A 24,066-nucleotide genomic window follows, 5' to 3' on the forward strand; every position below is an offset into this window, starting at 1 on the left:
AGGTATTGATTCACTCTGTAGTTAATGATGTTATGTACGTTTATATAATATGTTGGTATGGTCAGTGGTTTTATACCCTAGAGTGGTTAAGGTAAGAACAATTAATTATTTTTACCTGTATTTTGATTTTTAATGAAAATTAATTAAGCATTGATCCAATGTAGTGAAGATTAAAATATAAATGTAAGTTAGTAGACTTTTGATAAGTATATTTATCGGCTAGATCCTACTGATGACTAAATAGAACCTGGTTTTAATTACGATAGGTAAACAGTTTTTTTCGCTGTCACAGCGGCGTTAATAATAGTCGCAAAGTCATCTGCTTTTAGCGATGCTCCGCCAACTAATGCGCCATCAATGTCTGGTTGACTGAAAAGCTCAGCAGCATTGCTGGTAGTAACAGATCCGCCATACTGAATAATGACTTGTTCGGCAATGGCTGAATCTTGCTTAGCAAGATGGTAACGAATATATTTATGCACCGCTTGCGCCTGGGTGGGGGTAGCTGATTTACCGGTGCCAATTGCCCAAATCGGTTCATAAGCAATAACACTGTTTTCAAATGCTGAGGCACCTAAAGTATTTAATACCGCATCGATTTGATGAGTGCAGACTTGTTTAGTTTTGCCAGTGCTATTTTCTTCTTTAGATTCACCAATACAAAGTACTGGTGTTAATCCTTGCGATTTTAACACTGCAAATTTCTTGGCGATAAATTCATCGCTTTCTTTATGATAAGTTCTATGGTCAGAGTGACCGATAATAATATATTTTGCGCCAATATCTTTCAGCATCTCTGCTGAAGTATAACCTGTAAAAGCGCCAGATAGATTGACGTCAACATCTTGGGCGCCCAGTGCTATCTTGCTACCAGTTAAAGCTTGTTTTGCTTGTGCAAGGTAAAGCGCTGGTGGTGCAATGGCAACATTACAGCCCGAGACGCTATTTAATTTATTACGTAAATTTCTAATCAGTTCTTTAACCATTTTTGTACTACCATTGAGTTTCCAGTTACCCATAACTAATGGATGCCGCATGTTTCCCTCCAACTAAAAAATATTTATTAATAAATGAGATAAAGACAATTTATCCTTATTTTTTTTATGTAAAAGCATAGTATTATGTGTTATGTTATCATTATTGAGTGAAAGTAAAACCTGTTCACTAGCGCAAGTAATCATGTTATTTTTGCTTTTTAATAAAATATCACGGATGGCGTCTACTATGAAAAAACCAGCATCAAATACTAAGGCTAATGTTAACTCAAATTTTAGCTTCTAAATTTTCATCATTGTTACTCATCAGTATTAATTTCATCGATATTAAGTTTGTCAATTTTTTGCTATTTTCTTTTTGGGGTTATTGGCCGCAATTTTTGCTAACCATCTTGGTGGAGGAAGATTTATAACTTTGTTTATTGTTAATTTTTTTAAGATGGTGGTAGTTTTAAAGGGTTAAATAAATCAAAAATTTATGGTAAAAACTAAGCAAGCTGACTATCTAACTATCTCAGCTAATTACGTTTTGGTTACTGTTTTTTACCAATATTGTTCACTAGTAATTTGACCAACTTTACGGTGTAAGTGTTTATTCATTCCTCTTTGTGTTTTTAGTAGCTGTTGAGTATCTTTAACCATTTGTGGATTACCACAAAGCATGATATGGCTAGTTAAGGGATCAATTTTTGCCTTTACTGTCTGTTCTAGTTGCCCGCTTTCAATTAGTGCTGGAATGCGACCGGTAAGTGAGTCAGTTTTTTTTTCTCGACTTACAATGGTTTGTATCTTCAATTTTCCACGATATTTTTTCTCAAGTTTTTTCATTAATAGTAAGTAACTTAGATCTTCAGCGTAACGTACCGCATGTACCAGGATCATGTTTTTAAATCGATTTAAGTTTTCGCCAAATTGTAAAATGGATAAGAAAGGACCAATTGCGGTACCTGTCGCTAGCATCCAAAGTGTTTTACAATCAGGCAGTTTTTCTAATATAAAACACCCGGCGGCCTCTTCAGAGACATAGATAGTATCCCCAGGTTTTAATGCTTCAAGATGTGGACTAATTTTTCCTTCTTGTACAGTGACAATATAGAATTCTAATTGGTTATCATTGGGTGCATTAACATAAGAATAGGCGCGTTGAATACGCTGGCCATTTATTTCTAACGCAAGTTTAGAATATTGCCCGGCAATAAATTGTTTAATTGGCGCTTCGATGATTAAACTAAATAATGAGTCTGTCCATTTGTGGTTTTTAATAATTATTCCTGTTACCCAATTTGCCATACTACTTGCTCCCAATATATAAAATAAATGGTTAATTTTTAGTTATATTATGCCAAATATAGGCATAATAATTATTAAGTTAAATTATGACTATTTCATTATGTCAGTTATGTTTATAACATAGGTTAATTGAATTTAATTATTTTTCTATATAATTAAATTCATTAACAAGAACTTTTTTATAATTTGTTCTATTAATTGATATTAACGTATAATTTGATGTGGTAATGAATAATATATTCACTAGTTTTATATAAACTATATTACAGACAGTATCCTTTATTGCTGTATATACCGTAAAAATTTATACTAATTGTTATAGATATCAGGAAGCATTTGTTATATTCACTACCAGTGATAAATAGGTTAAGGTACTTGAAAAAATTGACTAAACTTAGTTCTTCACAGTTTAGGCGCCTGTTTATTGATTGATGCATAATCAATAAATGAAGCTGCCTCTGTTATTTATTAGAACAAATACTGAAACACAATAGGCTATACTACATAAAATTAGAGTCTCTTTATCATAGATAAGATAAAAAAACTAACTAAATGCAAGCCTTTCTGTAAAAAATAGGTCTTAGGATGCCTATTATATTATCGGAGAATCATTTTTTTTTAGCTTTTAAGCTCCCCGTTACATACCACTATTATAAGTGCGTGTTTATCACTGATGCAAAAAACTGATTATAGATACTTATTTTAGCTCTAGTTCTCGATATTACCAAAATGTTGCCAATTAATTCTTTTACTGTTCTTAGTCTAAGATAACTCATTTTTTGCTCTTCCGTCAATTTTTATATTTGTTTATGCCTAAATTACGTTCATGTAAACAGTGTGCCTATAGGTTATTCTGGTTAGTCATATTTTGTTAAACTTAAAGCGATAACATTTTTTATTTATCCCTGCTCAGTATAAGCAATTGCTGCTGTTGATAATCATAGCTCGGATGGGTTTCACTGCTGGTGCATAGCCGCCTGTCCTTTTCATCAGCTATTGCTGTCTTTTCAGAATCATGAAATTGTTACTCCTTGAGCCGATGGTATTGGTTCAATTGTTCTTCTGGCGCAAAGAAGGGTTTATAGAAAATAAAGCTAAGGCAATTTTTCTCCGCATCCGCAAATAATACGAGGTTGCAGAACTTGCTACTAAACACGAATTTGAATATTTACTTAAATACAGAGAGTCTCATTTTGAGAAAGTTTAAGTTCAGATTTACGATTTTCATAAGTACTTATCAACCGGAATAGTCAATGTGATACATAATATTAATAATTTTCATCAAGATATTTAAAATGGCTTTTATGAACTAATTTGAAAATTAACCGTCATATTAGGTGGTTAATACGCGCAGTAGCAGTAGACTGGCGAGCTTACAGCTATTATTAAACTTGTTAACAGATTAAATCTGCGTTGGTATAACGATACTTGATAATTCATTTTCTTTTAACTAAACCATTGATACATTGTAATTACAGTTAGGTTTAATTCTTATTGATTGGTGTTTGTGGTTATAAATTTTTGCGATCTTCTAGCTCTTGCAAAATATCTTGAATTTTTGCCAGTGGTACAGTCACCGATTGATAACAAATATTTAGGTGTTTATTGTCATTATTTTGACTTATTTATGTATTCCAATCAACTTTTTGCTATAACGTCATAGATAGTGGTAATTAGATTAAGAATTGACTAAATTCATTCTCGTGCAATCAAAGTTGCCTATCAGTTGCCATTTGTCCGCTGGGTATAAAATAGACAGCGTAGCTAACTTTGCAATATCACCATTATTTATCTATCACTAATCAGTCTGGACTGAGATTAACTATAATCAAAAAATCCGCTATTAATTACGTCAATAAAATTTATTTTTTGATATACCTTTCTTGCTATTGGTTCTATCTAGTGTCCGCGTAAAAATTGCAATCTGCAGTGTAGTGTTCCAAAGTTTTTGGTAAAGGAACAAAAGTGGCGTTAAGTTTAGCAAGGTAGATAGTAATATGCTAACTACTCAGAAATGATAGGTAATTTTATCATGAAGTTGTAAAGTATATTTTTAGTGATAATACCATTCACTAATAATATTTTTGGCCTTATTACCAAGTTGCTTATAAGTGATAGTTTAAAATTTAGGGCATAATTTTATAAAATTATGATTAGTTTTAGGTTCAATGATGTAGTGCTTAACGCGCTCGTATAGTAGGATAATTATAATATTATCAATGATATACACTAAACGCATAAAATTTTATTATTATTTTTTATACTAAATAAAAATAGCTTAATTATATAAGATAGCTTCACGCATGTTCAATAATATAATTAGAGTATAAGTTTATGTAGGATAGTGATTGCTCTCAACTATCTGTTGATTAATGTTATGAGTTTGTTAATTACATCCCCTGCAGGAATCGAACCTACAATTAGCCCTTAGGAGTGGCTTGTTATATCCATTTAACTAAGAGGATATAGATTTTTTAGTTTAAATTATTTTAACATATTATTACTATTTAATTTTTATTAAAACAATTTATTTAATGTAATTAGTTTAATTTTATTGCTGATTACTGTCTTTGTGTTTAATTGATTTTATTTTTAGTGGTGTTATTTTAGAGATAATAATCGTTAAATTATTATTTAATAAAATATTGTTTCGTGCATTCTTTAATAATTTTTATTATTTAATTTATTTTTATATTTTATATTACTTTCTTCTCTTTGAGAAGAATTTTTCTTGTTTATTTTAAACAATTTTTCATATAACTTGGCATTATTTATTTGTTTTTTTATTGTTAACCTATCTACTATAAGTATCTACGCCGACATTTATTTTAATTATTTTTTACCTATGATCTTAATCATCTAGTTAATTTTGGGCTAGAATAGGCTCTAAGTATGGTGAATAATTTTCTACGCATTGATATTTATTAAGTAGGGATAGTCGGATATTCCATATCCAGCTACCAGCTATATCTAACCTTTGTAGATACGATATCTTTTTAGTTGCCGCAGGGTTTTGGTCTACGATAGATAAATATAGCCCAAGCAGCTATCGTGCGTGCTATGGAATAGGTGTGAAAATGCCATTATCATCAGCCAAACCAGCACCAGCGATTTGTTTTCAATTCAAATAAGGTGCGTGCTAGCACTTTAGCACTGTATGTTGGTGATAAGCATAATCATAGTGTGGTGATGCAAGAACTTGTACGCAAACTTATTTAAATTACTTTGTGCAAGTAAATATAGGTGTAATAGTGGTTAATAATTATAGATTATGAAGTCTGCCTGCATTGAATATGTCTACTATTAGCAACACAATGAGGACGGTTGTTCAGAAATTAAATCTAAATATTAATCAAACAATGATATAGCAATTGGTACTGTGACTTCGTTGAACTGGTTGGTAAAAAAAAATATATTTTCGCTTTATGGTTATAAACCTGTAACTACTGGTTTTAATTTGGTGGGTCGTGCAGGATTTGAACCTGCGACCAATTGATTAAAAGTCAACTGCTCTACCGATTGAGCTAACGACCCATCTTCAGTTAACTTAGGTAATGGCCGAGTATATTACTTATTTTTGCTAAGGGTGCAATTGTTTTTTACTAAAAAAATTTAAATGCTTTTCTAGCAGACTAATTTCCCCGAATTAGATTGACAATAATTTATTATTTGCCAATTATGCCCTCTGGCTACCAGGATCAACTTTTGATAAATAACATGTGCTTTATCATTTTAATAAGTATATTATGCACATTTGGGTTAATTAAGTTATTGTTAAACTACATAAAAAGCAGAATAATCTTATTATTAGTTATTTAATCCTGAATCAATCAAAATGCATATCAATATCTTTTTATCGCTTAATAACTTAATTTAATTGATATTTTTTTCCTTAATTCCATAAATAAGGGTTGAGTGCTTTTCCCGTTAGCTTATCCAGCGCAGCGTACAGCTTCTTTAAGCTATATAAGGTACCATGGTTTCTGTACTTTAGCAACAAATGCACTGCTGGCAGCAAGCAGGTAAAAGGTTGCTTTAAAATTTTAGCGCCAATCTACATATATTTAAATGGCGAACAATTAATATGCTATTATCTAGTTATTACCTAAATATCAATTTATTTTTAGTACAATCAACAATTATTCTAATAACGAAATTAAATATTATTAATATTAGTTAAATTGAACATATGTGGTAAGTAATTAAAATAATTTAAATTAGTAGTACGAATGAGTAAATATCCAATTATTGGTATTTATAAATTTAATTTAAATAAAGGTATCTAACAGTAATTAGCGCAATCTTATCAAAAAAAAAAGATATCTATCTGCCAGATTATTTGCTCAATTCGTTGATATTTTGATAGTGGTTCATTTACTTTTCATAAAAATATCTTAGTTAATTTTTCTAAAATAGAATTACGTATAATGTGAGTCCTTACTTTCGTAGTGCTGGTTATTATTTCTAGTTAATATCGTTTGGTCTGTTGTTTATGTTTTATGTTAATTTATTAATATAAATATCATTTATTCTGGCAATTGCTTATCAGTAACGTGTTTAAAACTTTCAATGGTTAAGCAAAATTCAGGAGATATTAACTGAGAGATAATATGATAAAGTTGTTGTACATTGGCGATGATAATCGCATCTTCTTCTCGATTAATATAACCTTCCTGCTTTAATGTGTTTAACAATGTTAAGAAAACCGTTTTATCAAAAAATTCAGTAGCGGTGATACCGTGTAGTACAGATAGACGTTGAGCAAGAATCCGGCTCTCTTTTTCAAGTATTCCTCGTCTAATTTCAGGTATTGTACTCAGCAACGAAAGTGTAATCGCATAACGCTGTAGCATTTCTTTAATGCTAGCAGCTAAAAGCTGAAGAGGGTGAATACGAGCTGGATTGATAGTTACAAAATTATTTATGGTTAATAATATTAACTGTTGATGAGCTAATTCATTCAGCAGAATATCGATAGATTCAGGTAAGTCTTCTATTCTATATCGCATGAATAGTTCTGCTTTTAGGAAAGGATAAATGAGTGCAACTTGATAACCAATTTCCTGACGTTTAACACTTTCATTATGTAATACGATAGTGGCTACCAAAGAAGGCAAAACAAATAAATGCATAATATTATTTCGATAATAAGTCATCAATCCGGCATATTCTCCTGGAATATAGCCCAGGCTGTCATGCTTGACTAATTGCAATGCTTCTTCTAACAGTTGCTCAGCAGTTTTGTTAGGTGTTGTGCTATCATCACTATAAGGCACATTTCTTAATAGTTGGAGGTAACATTCAATTTGTTCAATTAATTGTTCACGGGTTAATGCACGCTGTCGTGAAGATAATGAAACTATTGAAAATAAATTTACTGCATTAGCAGCAGCGGCGTTGTTAATTCTAATCATAATTTTATGAGCTAGCCGCGTTACGGCTGAGTTTAACCATATTGGACGTTGGCGATCAATTATATCTATAGATTGACGCCAATCTGGAATGTTTTTATTTAAATATTGGATGAGTGCAATCGGTTGGCCAAAATTAACATAAACTTGTCCTAGGTTACGCAATTTACGTATACCTCTTAACATTGAAAAAAATCCTTCTTTCTCTTTTGCGGCGCCTTTTAGTTCCTTAGCGTAGGTAGCAACTTCTAATACATGTTCATAACCTATGTAGATAGGGACAATTGTAATTGGACGTGAATCGCATCTTAGCATTGCTTGTAGGGTCATTGACAGCGTACCAGTCTTTGGTTCTAGCAGCCGACCGGTTCTCGAGCGACCCCCTTCAACAAAATATTCAATCGAATAGCCACGCGCAAATAATTCACTGAGATATTCACGAAATATAGTGGAGTAAAGTTTATTACCTTTAAAAGAGCGGCGAATGAAAAAAGCACCTAAATGACGAAAAATTGGCCCAGCCGGCCAGAAATTCAGATTGATACCTGCAGCAATATGTGGGGGAACTAAACCTTGATGGTAAAGTACGTAAGATAATAATATATAATCCATGTGACTACGATGAGAAGGAATATAGACAATTTCATGTCCATATTGTGCTAATTGGCGCACACGTTCAACATGTTGTACATTAATTTCTTGATAGAGTAGATTCCATGACCAACTAAGTACGCGATCAGTAATACGGATTGCTTCATAGGAAAAATTAGCGGCAATTTCTTCCATCATGTCAATCGCATTATGTTTTGCCTTATCAATAGATATTTTTTTTACCTTAGCTTCATCTTCAACTACTTTCTCAATCGCTTTTGAAGTTAACAGTTTATTAAATAGATCGTGGCGTACAGGGAGCTTGGGACCAACTGCCGCTAATCGTTGCCGTGAATAGTAAATTCTAGCTACTCTGGCAAGTTTGTTGGCAATAATTTTATCAGTACCATATTCGCCAGCTATTTGTCTCAAAGAAACAGTGGGAGAAAAACGAATAAAACTATCACGTCCTAACCAGATAACAGCAAATAATTTTTGGATACCATTAAGTAAACGTAACGATGCTGGCGAGTGGCTTTCTCGACCAGGCGCCCGACCTAACATCACTAATACGGGTAGTATTTTAATGTTTAGTTCTGGATTATGGCAATGAAGATCAAGATAAGCAGTAAATGTTTTCACTGAATCTTTACGTAGATCTTGAGATCCACGTGGGCAATTATCGATAAATACATAGGCAGGTAATTTAATTTCGTCTATTTCAATTGGATCGAGTGGATCAGGTAATCCAATATAGTAACATTGTTGACGTAACGTCAATAAATCTATTTTAGAAAAATAAGGTAATACATATAAAAAAGGGCATGTTGTATCAAGCTGCAATTCTTTAATTGGATCTGCTGGTATGAGTTTACTTTTTACCAAAACTTTCATTGGTAAATCTAATATATTATAGTAAATTTTACGCCAAAATGACATAGATTAGCTATAGCCTCTGGTTTGAACCTAGCCAGAAGCATATCAAAAATAGTCATTAATGTCTGTTTAAAAGATAATAATTTCTCGATCTAAATATATAGATTTAATTTTATGTGAAATAAAACAATCAATATGCCTAACTCTCATTATTAAAGCAACCGGGTATTGAATTAAAAGGTTAAGCACTACTTGGAATAGTTAAGCAGCTTTTAGAAAAAATGCTGGTAGTTATGGCTGTTGAATTATTCAATAGTGCGATGAAATCATTAGTTGATATTAGTATTAAAGTTTAACATAACTGGATATAATTACAGTTATCATGTATGAATGCGAATAAATAGAGAAAGAAATGAAAAAATTAACTTTGAGGCAGAAGCAGGTCTATGACATAGTGCGTGAACACATTTCTAAAACAGGCATACCTCCTACCCGCGCTGAAATTGCATCAATTTTAGGTTTTCGTTCATCAAATGCAGCAGAGGAACATTTGAAAGCTTTAGCGCGTAAAGGTGTTATAGAAATTATTTCTGGCGCTTCTCGCGGTATCCGGTTACTGCAAAAAGAAAATAAGAATGCTGGATTACCACTTATTGGTTGTATGGTGGCAGGAGAACCCTTACTGGCTCAAGAGCATATAGAAAGCTATTATCAAATTGATGCGACTACTTTTATACCTAGCGCCGATTTTTTATTGCGACTTAATGGTATTGCAATGACAAATATTGGTATTATAGATGGAGATTTACTTGCTGTACATAAAACTAAGAAGGTAAAGAATGGACAAATTGTTGTTGCGCGTCTTGATGACGAAGTAATTATTAAACGCTTTAAACAAGTGGGCAGTAAAGTAGAATTAATTGCTGAAAATTTTGAATTGAAGCCAATTATTGTCGATTTGCGGACAGAAAGCTTAATTATTGAAGGACTAGCTGTTGGTATTATTCGCAATTTTAAATTTAATTCAGTTTAATTTATTTAGTAAAATATTTATTTGATTTTTAACTAATAGATAATGCCGGTTGTATGAGCTGTCTACTCTTATATTCCAATTTAACTAGCAAAATTATTAGTTTTAATATTATTCTTTCTCGATTTTATCGCATGGTAAGCACAATCCATAGCATTCAATAATGGATAGCAGTTTCTACTTATTGGCAATTGTTTTCAGCAACGCTGCCGCAACTGTCACAAATTAGCATAACATAAGTATGGTTGAGATCTGAAAAGAATGACAAATAACATAGCTATTAATTAATTATATCTTGTGAATGAATAAACCCTGGTTCTAAGATAAATACCAGACCAGGATAAATAGTTGGCGGTTTGGCTTTAGGTTCTTGTTCTGTTCTTTCTTCTAAGTAGATCATAAGCGGTAATAGTTGGGCTGCTATAAGGCGCAATATTACTTCTCTTTGTGTAGTTAAAGTTAAACGTACATGACGCGCTAGGCACATTTTCTTTGCCTGGAACAGGATTTTATCCTTATTTTGCTTTGTCATTAATTATCCTAATTTATAATAATAATCTTATCATATTTATACTTTTTGATATCTACAATAGTTTTAAAAAAAATCCTATTTTCTAAAAATGTTTTTTTGATATTATTTTCAATTTTAGCGAAATTATTTTCTAGCATGCTAGTTAAAATAACTGTATAAAAATACAAAAATATATAGCAGTTACATCAAGATTATTGTTAATTGTCGTCGTATTGTGTCCAATTTTTGGCAGAACATTCCATGAAACTGGCTAATTAGAGCAAATGATGATTAAATTCAGCATTTGTTTTGGTTGAACCACCGGACTAATTTAATCATCGGTATTATAGGATTAATTTGCGCATTTACACTTTTTTTAGTATGAATAAAATGTAGATCTGCAATTCATACTGATATTTTAAAAGTAAGTTTTAGTAAATTTCTGGTTTGGGACAGCATTAGGTAATGAGTTAATGAATACAGGCTTACCAATTGGATTAACTGGTTTTGTTAAGTAGTTTAAAGACTATTGGATTTATATAGCCGGTGATTAGTGAGATTTATGTTATTCCGCTGCTAAATTAGCAGCTTTGGCGGCTTGTATCTCTTATTAAGTCAAGTAACGTAAATTACTTTTGTTTTTGGTTATTTTGTAAATTTACTGGTGTTACTTACTTAGGACCAGACATTAAAAACTAGAACTTTGGTAGTAACTAATTTAGGTACTATTGGTGCAATTATAGTTATACTTTTTTTTATTTTTCTATGAAGTTAGCTAATAAAATGATTTTTAAATGATGTTATTGTATTAGGGATTAGATTTTTTATATTTTTTTTATAAAAAAATTCATACATTTATTATATATTGATATTATTTTTATTAATGATTACAGCAAAGTTAATTAAATATGCTTTGCAATATTATATTAGCCTTTTATGGTACTTTTGCTGTAGGTATATTTACTACATACAGCATTTCATGTTAAATAAATTATAATTTATTATTCTAGTCAAAATGTGCAGGAATAATATTAACACGACTTAACAGCTTGTTACAGGTTAAGTGAGCAGTTAAACTTCATTATATATTATAATTAGTAAAAATATTATTTAATCGTTATTTATAAATGATCTTTCAACTTTTATTGGAACGCTTAGATAATAGTTACTAACTATTTTGCATAATTTGGTTGTTATATTTTTCAATTTATGAATGCCATGTGAAATAATGTTGCCATTGCACTCTATTTATGGATCCAAGGTGGATTTAGATTTGTTGCTAGCTAATACAAACTAAATATTTATTAATCTAGAACTTGTATTTACTGCTATTAGCGTTGCTTTATTTTTTTAAAAAAAATGTAGGATTTCATTGGTAGTTGGAGCAGTGCTCCTTGGTGTTATTTTAGCACAGTAATTCCCGCGCTGAAGTAATTTTTAAACAATAAAAACATGAACACTAATAAAAAAGAGCAATAACTTATTAAATCAATTAGTTATATTAAAATAATTATGAATGATATTTACTCATTACCAATGAAGCATTAGTTCCACCAAAACCAAAACTATTTGACATTACAGTATTCAATTTTAGATCAGTTGGTTGAGTAATAATATTTATTGCTTGTGCTTTTTCATCTAAATTATCAATATTTATGCTTGGAGCAATAAATCCATGCTCTAACATTAACAAACTATAAATAGCTTCATGTACTCCAGCAGCTCCTAAAGAATGGCCAGTCATTGCTTTAGTAGCTGAAATAACAGGTGTATTGGTACCAAACACTTCGATAATTGCTTCTAGCTCTTTTATATCACCAACTGGCGTTGAAGTCCCATGAGTATTGATATAATCAATATGTTTGACATCTGCCAATACCATTTTCATACACCGCACAGCCCCATCACCTGATGGGGTAACCATATCATAACCGTCTGAAGTAGCTCCATAACCAACAATTTCAGCATAAATATGTGCACCACGTGTCAAAGCATACTCTAACTCTTCTACAACAACTATACCACCGCCACCAGCGATCACAAAACCATCCCGATCCTGGTCATAGGTACGTGAAGCTTTTTCTGGAGTTGCATTATATTTGGTAGATAATGCTCCCATTGCATCAAATTCACAGGTTAATTCCCAGCTTAGTTCTTCACCACCGCCAGCAAAAACAACATCCTGTTTACCTAATTGGATTAACTCAACTGCATGACCAATACAATGTGCTGAAGTTGAGCAAGCAGAGCTAATAGAATAATTAACCCCCTTAATTTTAAAAGGCGTAGCTAAACAAGCTGAGATACCAGAAGCCATAGCTTTGGTTACCATATAGGGCCCAACACCACGTAATCCTTTAGTACGCATTCCATCAGAGCCAGCCACCTGATTACGGGGTGAACCACCACCAGAACCAGCAACTAAACCAGTACGAATATTTGAGATATGCTCTTCTGTAAGCTTAGCGTCTTGAATAGCCTCTTCCATCGCCAAGTAGGCATAAATAGAGCAATCACTCATAAAACGAAGAATTTTGCGGTTAATTTTTTGTTTAAGATCATCTTTAGTTAGCTTAATATTACCCCATACATGGCTGCGTAACCCCATTTTTTTAAATTCTTCTGAAAACCTGATACCAGAATGACCCGTTTTAAGGGAAGCCAGTACCTCTTGCTGGTTGTTACCTATGCTGGAGACAATGCCCAGACCAGTAATGACTGCACGCTTCATTGATTATATTACCTCATAGTCGAAATTCATTTACTGGTATCTAAGCCAGCTACTTTAGCTCTTGTAAGCTGAACAAATCTGATTAGGTAAAAATTATAGAAAATATTAGCTTTACTCACTTTTATATTTTAGCGAGAGCTAGTACACTCAGGTTAAATTAGTTATAATGTGCTAATTATTTAATAATATTATATATAATATTGTAAATACAAAATGATATCAGGCAAGCTAAATTAAGCTGGGATGATAAAGGTATTCTCATATCAAAATACTTTGATGATGTCTATTTGCTAATCAAAATAGTTTAGAAGAATTCAGTTATGTTTTTTGGCAAGTAATTAGGTGTTAAATAGCTTTTTTTTAGCCAACAAGGGCGGAAAAAACGGGTACAATTTTTACATTATATCAGGGGTTTAAAATATTGTCCATTACTTGTGAAAAAGTGCAACAATAGATTGTTTTAACTTACTTATTTTTTGCTTATTGAGTTACATGTTCTAATAATTTACGCCAAGGATTTAATATCAATAGCAGATCAGCGGATTTCCCGTAGATGTTACATGATCGCTTTTAATTGTAATCATAATCTTTCCTTGCCTTTCTGGCCTATTTTATTAAATAACGATAAAAAAGTGTCATCTAATCTAGATTACTAGTATACGGAAACATATCTAATATACTGACAGTTATCAGTTGATAACTGTCAGTATATCCATTCTAGCTTAAATTTAATAAAATTGGGCATTTTGCCCAGGGCGTACAGGATCTAAAAATATTTTTTGAAATAATATTTTTGCCCAAGGATTATAACGCAAAAGAACTAACCTATACCAAACCTTCCCTACAGCCATTGCTGTTTGGTAGGCGCAGCAATTGGTCATGTGTTTCATTAATTTGGTATCCAATTTGATGTTGGACGTGCAATTTATGATGTTGCTGATAAAGATTATCATTTTTTTTGAATAGTTTTTACCTGTCGCTGCTTGTCAAGCAAACACGAATAGTGCAAAAAATGCTGGCTAATTTAGCTAAATTAAGACCAATAAAGCTAAAGTAGAAACACATACTAATACTGATGGTAATTAATAATTATCAGTAAATGAAGTTGTTAAATACTAAATGAAGAACCGCAACCACAAGTTGTTTTCGCATTTGGATTGGTTACCAAAAATTGTGATCCTTCTAATCTTTCAACATAATCAACACAACCACCAACCATATACTGTAAACTCATAGGATCAACGATTAGTTCAACGCCATGATTTTCAATTGTTAAATCATCTTCACTCATTTTATCATCAAAAGTAAACCCATATTGAAAACCACTACAGCCTCCGCCAGTAATATAGACGCGCAAACGTAAATTAGGATTTTTTTTATCCGAAATCAACGCTTTAACTTTATTCGCTGCAGCATCAGTAAACTGTATAGGTAGTGTATCATTACTCATTTATAACTCCAGGACTACATGCTAATCAATAGATACAGGAAGCATCAATCCATTGACTGTAAAAGTGATAACCATCTAATAGCTAGCTAATTTATTTAATATCTAGCCTAAATTCACTAATTTTTAAAAATGAATAGCTATGGGCAAAATTGGTGCTGAGCTAATGTTCGGTATTCACTTGTATCTACGTAATTCCTTCTGGTGGACGGTTATCCGATGCTAATGGAGTCTGATTTTCTAAATAACTAATAGATATATGTACCACTTGCATCATTAAGATTTATCTGACCATTATGATCACTACCGAAGTAATCGCCACTTCCTTACCATAGATACCTGCAACCCACCTATAGCGTAAATCATTTGTTATTCGGATCTTACCGGCTAATATTTAGCCAATTTATTTATTAATAAACGAGATATTACACGCCATAAATTGTTAGATAAGCGGCCAGCGAAGATACTGCATGTCCAATATAATAAATACTTACCCAAATTTTTATCGTCAAGACTAAGCATTGTTCATTGTTAGCCGATTGCATCATAGTGATAATTTTAGGATTAAGTAGAAAAACCCCAAACGAACGACTGTTGTCCATATTAGTATATATTGGTTAGCCTAGCTTATTAAAAACTTAATTTAGCTAAAATATATCCTTTCTCTTTGAGCAGGAACATAAAATTGCCGGCGTAACATCTCTACTCTGTTATCTTTAACAAGATACTCACTCACCGAGCGAGTAAAGTAATTTTATTTACCTGACGATATTGAATGCCATCTAATTATCTTTTCTTTACTGTAATTCATCCATAAACAGCTGCTGGTAGATTCCAAACTTTACTGTCAAGACAATAACTGATTTTTATATATAAGTATATACGATATAACCAAATTCACAATGCTAATATTATGGCAATTTTGATAAACAACTAAAACCAACGATATCTATTTTAAAGTGACCAATACTTATTATCTTTACTTGCCATTATTTCTTATTGATTGTTGTCATCAAAATTTTAATCCTTACAATCATATTTTTCTAATAGATTATTTAAATTATATTTTGCTATTTTCCCATTGAACTTTTTCTTAGATCTAAATCTAAGATGGGCATAATTATCTTTATCAAAAATGGTATAAAATCAATATTTATTGACTATTAGTTTATTAATGAGTAAAATAGTATAATTATAATATACAGATATTTCTATCATATCTCTCATTTTAAATGAGACTCTAATAATGACTATTAATCCTCTATTCATTAATGGATATAAAAAAGTAATAATTATTAACTTTTAACGCCAAATATTTTAGCATGGTTTTTTCTTTAGCCACGTATATCACAATCTGTGTATTTAGTAGCCACTAAAATAAAATCAGCTCAATTAAGAAAATATCAGTTGCAAGCTATATTGATTATCAAGATGCTGTGATCTAATATTATAAAAATGCTAGCAATAGCTAAAACCCAATTTATTCAATAAAACAAGATACTATATTATTTTAGGCAAAATTATTTTTACATAAAAATAAAGTCAGATAACAGGCGCATTCCTCTAGTATAGGAAAACAAATTGTAATAACCATTGCTAAATATAGGGTGTTCTGTTATTTATAGCGTCTTTAGTTTCCCACTTGAGGTGGTTTTTTTGAATATTTATGTCTAGGAGAAGCATTATGCAAGAAGAGCAAAAACCTAAAACCTCATCCTTAAGCATTCTCGCCATCGCCGGAGTGGATCCATACCAAGAAAAGCTTGGTGAAGAATACATGAATGATACCCAATTGGCACATTTTAAACGCATTCTAGAAACATGGCGCAATCAACTCAGGTATGAAGTAAACCGAACTAATATGCAGGATAAAGCGGCAAATTTCCCTGATCCGGTTGATAGAGCCGTACAGGAAGAGGAATTTAGCCTTGAGTTACGTAATCGCGATCGAGAACGTAAGTTGATTAAAAAAATTGAGAAAACGTTAAAAAAAATTGATGATGAAGATTTTGGTTATTGTGAAAGCTGTGGGATTGAAATTGGGATACGTCGCTTAGAAGCTCGTCTAACAGCTGATTTATGCATTGATTGCAAAACATTAGCTGAAATGCGGGAAAAACAGATGGCTGGTTAACTAATTTAGAAGGATACGTGACACAAAAGTGTCCCGTATCCTTCTTTCTAGTATATATCTGAGCTGTATACAGTTTATCTACGCTTAGTAATTTCAAAGATCTTGATGTTGCATAAACATGGGATAACAGATGGTCTTATTGGCTATTTTCAGCATAGATAGAATAAAATAATTATTAGTAGCAGCCTAATCAACTAATTTTTGAATTATTTTGCTGTCTTCAAGCATATCTCTACGTTACACCATACACCAGGTAGTACCATGTCATCCAATGGTCATGCAGATGGACCATTTCTCGCCATAATTTTGGTCCGTAAAGTTATTGTTATTGGTATGAATTGATGGGGGCGGAAAAGTGCAGTCGTCCTCAGATATCAGATATTGCTTTTATCTATTGATAAAAGCAGCGTTAGCACATAATATCCTGATCCATATTAATAATTTTTCTTCCCCTACAATTTTTTTAGAAAAAGATAGCAAGCAAATCTTGGCGTCAAGAAACAAGGCGTGGTTGGTTGGGCTAATTACGATATTAGTCATACTACAGCAAGGTTAGTAAAATGGTAATTGCTTTTTGTTAAAACTAGAAAAAATCATTGATATGGAGCATTTACCAGCCAATTTTTTCCTGGCTTCGTAGCCAGAATAATTGCGAAATAGATATTATTAGACCAACATCAATTAAGCGCTTGATACTAGCTATTTTACTAAACTCCAATTTATAAAAAAAATATTTACCAATAACTAAAGTTAGAAAATGATATAATTTTTTACTATTTATTATATAAATTTATGCCATCATTTGGTATATAAGTGGCAAAAATTGGTGAAATAGTTGCGGTACCATCTACCAGAAAATAATTCATTTATGGCATAAAGAAAAATGTAGCGAACAAAAACCACTATAATAATATGTTCAATTATATGGTAATCTTGTCATCTACTGTACTGCATGATAGCAATAACTAGGCTGAAATCGTCACCTTCCAAATAGTTTACGTTTAGCAATTCAACAATAAATACTACTGCTCCAGATAAGATCTGTATAGTTGCTAACACACAGATAAATAATACAATTTGTATTGTTATCATAATTGGGCTAGGGAACTAACTGGTCGACCCAGATTTATTTAGCCCCTTTCATAGTTACCTGCCATCTGTTTGAACTTATGTATTCCTGGGAATAGTGTATGGGTGAAAATATTAATACCTGTACCTAAGGTTATCTGGTTATGATGATATGCCACTTTTAATTTGGCAAAAGTGCATCAAGTAGGTTAGTATGTTTTTCGGATTGAAAAGTAATCCTCCGCATGGAGCCGGGTAATTTTATAGCTTGCCATAACAGTTATAACTCAAAATTACTTAATTCATCGGTATCGACCTGAGCATCAATTTGCCCTCCCAGGTAAGAACTTACTTCTACTTCTTGTGGTGCTACTTGAACGTTATCAGAAACTAACCAAGCGTTGATCTATGGAATAGGGTTAGAGCGTATTTCAAAGGGTGATTTTAATTCAACAGCTTGCATACGAATATTGGTCATATATTCAATGTATTGAAATAAAATATCTTTATTGATACCGATCATAGAAACATTTTAAAAGAGATACTCTGCCCACTCCTTTTCCTGTTTAGCAGCTTGAACAAATAATTTGTAACATGCTTCTTCACCCTCTTTGGCAATGATGGCCATTTCAGGGTCATCTTGACCAGAACGCATCATATTTAATATATATTTAGTGCCGCTAAGATGCAGCGCTTCATCACGGGCAACGTTGACAGGTTGTCCAAAGAACATAGGTTCTAGCAATTGATCATTTTGGTTTTGCGAAAATGTTATATATGGATATTCCATAGGTCCTCACGTTAAATCTGACAAGCACCGCCATTACAATCGCTATCAGCTAATTCAATAAACTCTTCTAAATGTTATTGGGTATCTTCTGCACCATCGCGGGTATTATGGTAATAAAGATTTTTTACCCCATATTTATAAGCGAGTAACAAATATTTCAGTAATTGATTGAACTTTATTATTTGGTAACCAGGTTGGATCATAATTAGTGTTAGCAGAAATTGATTGGGCAATAAATTTTTGCATAATACCAACTAACTGCAAATAACCGTCATTGCTGGGCATTTGCCATAACAATTCATAATTATTTTTCAAGCGTGAGTATTAAGGTACAACTTGGCGTAAGATACCATCTTTTGATGCTTTAATGCTGATATAACCGCGCGGTGGTGCTGGCATTAGATATTTGCGAAGAAGTTTCTGATGGCATCAATGCTGAAAGCGTTGAGTTACGCAAACCATGTTGCTTGATATCTCTGCGTAAAGTTTGCCAATCATAATGTAGCGGTTCAGATGTTAGTGCATCTAATTATTTTTTATAACTATCAATCGGCAAAATACCTTTTGCGTAAGTGGGTTCATTAAACCATGGGCAAGCCCCTTGTTCTTTTGCCAGTTGATTAGAGGCTTTCAATAAAAAATATTGGATCCCTTCAAAAGTTTTGTGGGCTAGATTATTGGCACTTCCATCGGAGTAGTGAACGCCATGTTTCGCTAAATAATAAGCATAATTAATTACACCAATACCTAACGACGACCCATAGATCCTGCCGCAATAATTGGATAATTTTGATAATCGAGCAGATAATCTAGTGCACGCACTGCCAATACCGCTAACTCCTCCAATTCATCTAATGAGGTAATGGCACCTAAATTAAAGGCGGAAAGAGTGCAAAGTACAATTTCACCATTTTCGTCGTTAACATAATTGAGAGGCAGGTTTGGGAAGGTTATTTCTAAACAGAGGTTTGATTGACGAATTGGTGCAACTTGAGCATCAAATGGGCTATGGGTATTACAGTGATCAACATTTTTAATATAGATACGTCCGGTTGACGCTCGCTCTTGCATCATAAGTTAAAATAGATCTAGCGCTTTAACGTGTTTTTTACGTATGTTTGCGTCTTGTTCATATTTTATATATAAATATTCAAATTCTCCTTGATCAGAAAAAAAGTTTCATATAAACCAGGAACATAAGAAGGGCTAAATAGGGTAATTTCTTCACATTTTATAAGTCGTTGATACATAAGTTTATTAATTTGGACGCCATAGTCCAAGTGACGAACACGATTGCCTTCAACGCCACGGTTATTTTTCAGTACTAGTAGGCTTTCAACCTCTAAATGCCAGAGAGGATAAAATAGCGTAGCTGCACCACCCCGCACGCCACCTTGAGAACAAGATTTTACTGCAGTTTGGAAATGTTTATAGAAAGGAATACAGCCCGTATAGTTTAACCGTGTATCTTTTGGATAGCATGAAAAAAGGCAAGCTGCAACAAGAATATAGAGAAATTGTGCACTTTCATAAATTTAACAGCTTACCCGGTTTTGCACCAAGTATTTGCCTTTTGCTTAACTGCCGCGTAGGAAAAATTCATGTCACGCCAGTGATCTATAAAACTATCCATCTGACTGATTGAATTCTTGGTATAATCTGTTATAAGATGCTTATCATCTTTACCTAGTTTAACAATATGCAAAACATGCTTATATAATTCTGGTGGGTTAAACTGGCCATAAGCTTTTTTGCGCAAATGAAAAATAGCTAATCTAGCTGCCAGATATTGGTAATCCGGTGTATCAGCTGATATAATATCTGCTGCTGCTTTGATCATGGTTTCGTGAATATCGGCAGTTTTGATACCATCATAAAACTGGATGTGAGAACGTAGCTCTACTTGTGAAACAGATACATCATTTAGGCCTTTAGCAGCCCAGGTAATGACTTTATGGATTTTATCAAGATCAATGCGTTCTTTATGTCCATCTTTATGTCCATTACGTTTAGTGACTAACAGACTTTGGTTCATGGTTAGATACACCTAAAGTTAATTAGATAAATATTTATTGATCACTAACCTCTCTAGTTAATAAAAAAATACAAAACGGTTTATTGTTAATAGTATATTATGTTTTTATTTTTAACTAAACTGGAGAATAGTAAACACTATGTTTAGTGTTTGATGGCGGTTACACTGCCAAAATAATGGTCTTTACTACTTTTATCAAGTCTATAAAATATAGTTTTTAGCAATACTCAGGCATTTAATTTTATTCACTGGCCGATATATCTGTGTGATAATAGAAGAATATCCTAATTAATTTACCTGGAATGGTAAAAAAAAATTTAGTAAAGACCTACTAATAGTTATTTTATTTAGCAAAGGTTAATAATTATTGGTATTTTACCAATGTAACATATAATTAACATCAACATTGGATCCTATAAAATGTGGTATAATTTTATTATTTAATGAATAAGGAGTATGAGGAACATTAGCTCCATGAGTGACATAGCAATAGAAATTACCCCAATCAACCTCGAAGAGGAGCTTAAAAGCTCTTATTTAGATTATGCGATGTCTGTGATTGTTGGCCGCGCACTTCCAGATGTACGAGATGGATTAAAACCTGTTCACCGTCGTGTATTATATACGATGAATGTATTAGGTAATGATTGGAATAAATCATATAAAAAATCGGCCCGTGTAGTTGGTGATGTAATTGGTAAATATCACCCACATGGTGATTGTGCTGTTTATGATGCGATAGTTCGTTTGGCGCAACCATTTTCAATGCGTTATATGCTGGTTGATGGGCAAGGTAATTTTGGCTCTGTTGATGGAGACTCTGCTGCTGCAATGCGCTATACTGAAGTGCGAATGTCAAAATTAGCTCATGAATTGATCGAAGATTTAGATAAGGAAACTGTTGATTTTATCCCTAACTATGATGGGACTGAGCAAATGCCTGACATTATGCCAACACGGGTTCCAAACTTGTTGGTTAACGGCTCTTCAGGTATTGCTGTTGGTATGGCTACCAACATTCCACCTCATAACCTTAGTGAAGTTATTGATGGCTGTCTGGCTTTCATTAATGATGAAAATATTAGTATTGAAGGATTACTGGAACATATTACAGGCCCTGATTTTCCAACCGCCGCAATTATTAATGGCCGGCGTGGCATCATCGATGCATATCGTACTGGACGTGGTAAAGTCTATATCCGTGCACGGGCTTACATTGAAGTTGATGATAAAACTGGTCGTGAAACGATTATTATTAATGAGATCCCTTATCAAGTTAATAAAGCCAGTTTAATTGAAAAAATTGCTGAATTGGTTAAAGATAAACGTGTTGAGGGGATTAGAGCATTACGTGATGAGTCTGATAAAGATGGCATGTCTATTGTTATTGAAGTAAAACGAGATGCAGTGGCGGAAGCAGTACTGAATAATTTATATTCTTTCACTCAGCTTCAAGTATCATTTGGCGTTAATATGGTAGCCTTATGTGATGGCCAACCTAGGCTGTTAAATTTAAAAGAAATTATTGAGGCTTTTGTTCATCATCGTAGAGATGTGGTTACTCGCCGTACTATTTTTGAATTGCGTAAAGCACGTGAGCGTGCTCATATATTAGAAGCACTTGCCGTAGCATTGATAAATATAGATCAGATTATTGAACTTATCCGCCAAGCTTCAACGCCTAATGAAGCGAAATTAACTTTGATTGCTAGTCCTTGGCAATTAGGTAATGTTTCTGCCATGTTAACAACAGCAGGTGATAACCCTGTACGTCCTGAATGGCTTGAACCTCAACACTGTGTGCGAGATGGTCAATATTATTTTACTAAACCACAAGCTCAGGCAATTCTTGATTTGCGGTTGCAAAAATTAACTAGCTTAGAGCATGACATAATATTGGATGAATATAGTGAGCTGTTAAAAAAGATTGCAGCATTACTATATATATTAACCAGCCCAGAGCGGTTAATGGAGGTCATTCGTGAAGAGCTAGAAGCTATTAAAGAACAGTATCGTGATAAGCGTCGCACGGAAATTACTGAAAATAGCTCAGATATCAATATCGAAGATTTAATTACCCAGGAAGAGGTGGTCGTCACCTTATCACATCAGGGATATGTTAAATATCAGCCACTATCTGATTACGAAGCACAACGACGTGGAGGTAAAGGTAAATCAGCCGCGCGTATTAAAGAAGAAGATTTTATTGAGAATTTGTTAGTTGCCAATACCCATGACACAATTCTATGCTTCTCTAGCCTTGGTCGTCTCTATTGGATGAAAGTTTACCAATTGCCTGAAGCTAGCCGTGGCGCACGTGGGCGCCCAATAGTAAATTTATTACCGTTAGTACAAAATGAACATATTACAGCAATTTTACCGGTATGTGAATTTGATAATGGTCATTATGTATTTATGTCGACCGCAAGTGGCATAGTTAAAAAAACATCACTAAAAGATTTTAGTCGTCCTAGAAGCGCTGGGATTATTGCAGTTAATCTTAATGAAGGCGATGAACTAATTGGCGTTGATTTAACTACTGGTAAAAATGAGGTAATGCTTTTCTCTGCTGGAGGTAAAGTTGTTCGTTTTTCTGAAAATGCTGTTCGTCCTATGGGGCGTACAGCAACTGGTATTCTAGGTATTAAGTTACAGGCTGGCGATAAAGTCGTTTCGTTGATTATACCTCGTGGGATAGGTGATATTTTAACTGTTACTGAAAATGGTTATGGTAAACGAACTAAGCAGAATGAATATCTAATAAAATCTCGTGCTACTAAAGGTGTTATTTCCATTAAAGTTAGTGAACGTAATGGTAATGTGGTCGGGGCAATTCAGGTAGAAAAAACTGATCAAATTATAATGATTACAGATGCTGGCACTTTAGTGCGTACCCGAGTTGTAGAGGTTAGTCTGGTCAGCAGAAATACTCAGGGTGTAACTTTGATTCGGACTTCTGAAGATGAAAAAGTGGTTAGTTTACAACGCGTTGTTGACCGTGAAGAAGAGTAATATGATAACTTTATCAAAAGATAAAATTTTCGTAACAGTATAACTTGATATTGATAATTTATAAAATACTAACTTTTGGTTTTATCTTTTTTAACATGGGAGCTGTAATCACACTTTTTATTTATTTAATATATTTTATGTGCAT

At 32.9% G+C, this 24,066-nt stretch carries 9 protein-coding genes, 2 tRNA genes and 2 pseudogenes; 3 read left to right on the plus strand and 10 right to left on the minus strand.

What is annotated here, in order from left to right; translation table 11 throughout:
- Window positions 1-257 precede the first annotated feature (257 nt).
- The 5 genes from tpiA to plsB all read right to left on the minus strand — a co-directional run bounded on the left by tpiA (window position 258) and on the right by plsB (window position 9,226).
- Window positions 258-1,037 (minus strand): triose-phosphate isomerase, encoded by a 780-nt coding sequence (tpiA, locus tag WBAF_RS02285; protein WP_121463429.1) that lies wholly within the window; start codon window positions 1,035-1,037, stop codon window positions 258-260.
- A gap of 501 nt (window positions 1,038-1,538) precedes the next feature.
- The gene (fpr, locus tag WBAF_RS02290) at window positions 1,539-2,285 is read right to left on the minus strand and encodes a ferredoxin--NADP(+) reductase (protein WP_121463430.1); all 747 of its coding nucleotides are present in this window, start codon (window positions 2,283-2,285) and stop codon (window positions 1,539-1,541) included.
- A 2,393-nt stretch (window positions 2,286-4,678) separates the two neighbouring features.
- Window positions 4,679-4,750: transfer RNA gene (locus tag WBAF_RS02295), tRNA-Arg, on the minus strand.
- A 993-nt stretch (window positions 4,751-5,743) separates the two neighbouring features.
- Window positions 5,744-5,819: transfer RNA gene (locus WBAF_RS02300), tRNA-Lys, on the minus strand.
- A gap of 992 nt (window positions 5,820-6,811) precedes the next feature.
- Window positions 6,812-9,226: a glycerol-3-phosphate 1-O-acyltransferase PlsB gene (gene plsB, locus WBAF_RS02305; protein ID WP_121463431.1), complete on the minus strand. Its 2,415-nt coding sequence runs from the start codon at window positions 9,224-9,226 to the stop codon at window positions 6,812-6,814.
- A 349-nt stretch (window positions 9,227-9,575) separates the two neighbouring features.
- Between plsB and lexA the strand changes: the two genes are divergently transcribed.
- Window positions 9,576-10,196, plus strand: a complete 621-nt coding sequence (gene lexA, locus WBAF_RS02310) for a transcriptional repressor LexA (protein WP_121463432.1) — start codon at window positions 9,576-9,578, stop codon at window positions 10,194-10,196.
- A 277-nt stretch (window positions 10,197-10,473) separates the two neighbouring features.
- Here the strand turns inward: lexA and WBAF_RS02315 are convergent, their stop codons facing one another.
- The 3 genes from WBAF_RS02315 to erpA all read right to left on the minus strand — a co-directional run bounded on the left by WBAF_RS02315 (window position 10,474) and on the right by erpA (window position 14,885).
- Entirely contained in the window at window positions 10,474-10,725 is a 252-nt protein-coding gene (locus WBAF_RS02315; protein ID WP_121463433.1) for a helix-turn-helix domain-containing protein, read from the minus strand.
- Between the two features lie 1,489 nt (window positions 10,726-12,214).
- Window positions 12,215-13,435 carry a beta-ketoacyl-ACP synthase I gene (gene fabB / locus WBAF_RS02320; RefSeq protein ID WP_121463434.1) on the minus strand — a complete coding sequence of 407 codons (1,221 nt, stop codon included), beginning with the start codon at window positions 13,433-13,435 and terminating at the stop codon, window positions 12,215-12,217.
- Window positions 13,436-14,543: 1,108 nt separating this feature from the next.
- Window positions 14,544-14,885 carry an iron-sulfur cluster insertion protein ErpA gene (gene erpA / locus WBAF_RS02325; RefSeq protein WP_121463435.1) on the minus strand — a complete coding sequence of 114 codons (342 nt, stop codon included), beginning with the start codon at window positions 14,883-14,885 and terminating at the stop codon, window positions 14,544-14,546.
- Window positions 14,886-16,566: 1,681 nt separating this feature from the next.
- On the opposite strand from erpA, the gene dksA reads away from it, so the two are divergent.
- The gene (dksA, locus tag WBAF_RS02330; protein ID WP_121463436.1) at window positions 16,567-17,016 is read left to right on the plus strand and encodes an RNA polymerase-binding protein DksA; all 450 of its coding nucleotides are present in this window, start codon (window positions 16,567-16,569) and stop codon (window positions 17,014-17,016) included.
- Between the two features lie 1,348 nt (window positions 17,017-18,364).
- On the opposite strand, the pseudogene WBAF_RS02335 reads toward dksA, so the two are convergent.
- Both WBAF_RS02335 and nrdA read right to left on the minus strand, forming a co-directional pair.
- Window positions 18,365-18,793, minus strand: a pseudogene (locus WBAF_RS02335) (ribonucleotide-diphosphate reductase subunit beta); the annotation flags it as partial.
- Between the two features lie 92 nt (window positions 18,794-18,885).
- Window positions 18,886-20,909: pseudogene (gene nrdA / locus WBAF_RS02550) on the minus strand (class 1a ribonucleoside-diphosphate reductase subunit alpha).
- A gap of 474 nt (window positions 20,910-21,383) precedes the next feature.
- Here nrdA and gyrA point away from each other — a divergent pair.
- Window positions 21,384-23,921 carry a DNA topoisomerase (ATP-hydrolyzing) subunit A gene (gyrA, locus tag WBAF_RS02345; RefSeq protein WP_121463438.1) on the plus strand — a complete coding sequence of 846 codons (2,538 nt, stop codon included), beginning with the start codon at window positions 21,384-21,386 and terminating at the stop codon, window positions 23,919-23,921.
- Window positions 23,922-24,066: the final 145 nt, after the last annotated feature.

The sequence above is a fragment of the Arsenophonus endosymbiont of Aleurodicus dispersus genome, from assembly GCF_900343015.1.
Lineage (GTDB): Bacteria > Pseudomonadota > Gammaproteobacteria > Enterobacterales > Enterobacteriaceae > Arsenophonus.

Coding starts and splice junctions, on each gene's coding strand:
- tpiA (WP_121463429.1), bottom strand. CDS start 1,037: ATGCGGCATCCATTAGTTATGGGTAACTGGAAACTCAATGGTAGTACA.
- fpr (WP_121463430.1), bottom strand. CDS start 2,285: ATGGCAAATTGGGTAACAGGAATAATTATTAAAAACCACAAATGGACA.
- plsB (WP_121463431.1), bottom strand. CDS start 9,226: ATGTCATTTTGGCGTAAAATTTACTATAATATATTAGATTTACCAATG.
- lexA (WP_121463432.1), top strand. CDS start 9,576: ATGAAAAAATTAACTTTGAGGCAGAAGCAGGTCTATGACATAGTGCGT.
- WBAF_RS02315 (WP_121463433.1), bottom strand. CDS start 10,725: ATGACAAAGCAAAATAAGGATAAAATCCTGTTCCAGGCAAAGAAAATG.
- fabB (WP_121463434.1), bottom strand. CDS start 13,435: ATGAAGCGTGCAGTCATTACTGGTCTGGGCATTGTCTCCAGCATAGGT.
- erpA (WP_121463435.1), bottom strand. CDS start 14,885: ATGAGTAATGATACACTACCTATACAGTTTACTGATGCTGCAGCGAAT.
- dksA (WP_121463436.1), top strand. CDS start 16,567: ATGCAAGAAGAGCAAAAACCTAAAACCTCATCCTTAAGCATTCTCGCC.
- gyrA (WP_121463438.1), top strand. CDS start 21,384: ATGAGTGACATAGCAATAGAAATTACCCCAATCAACCTCGAAGAGGAG.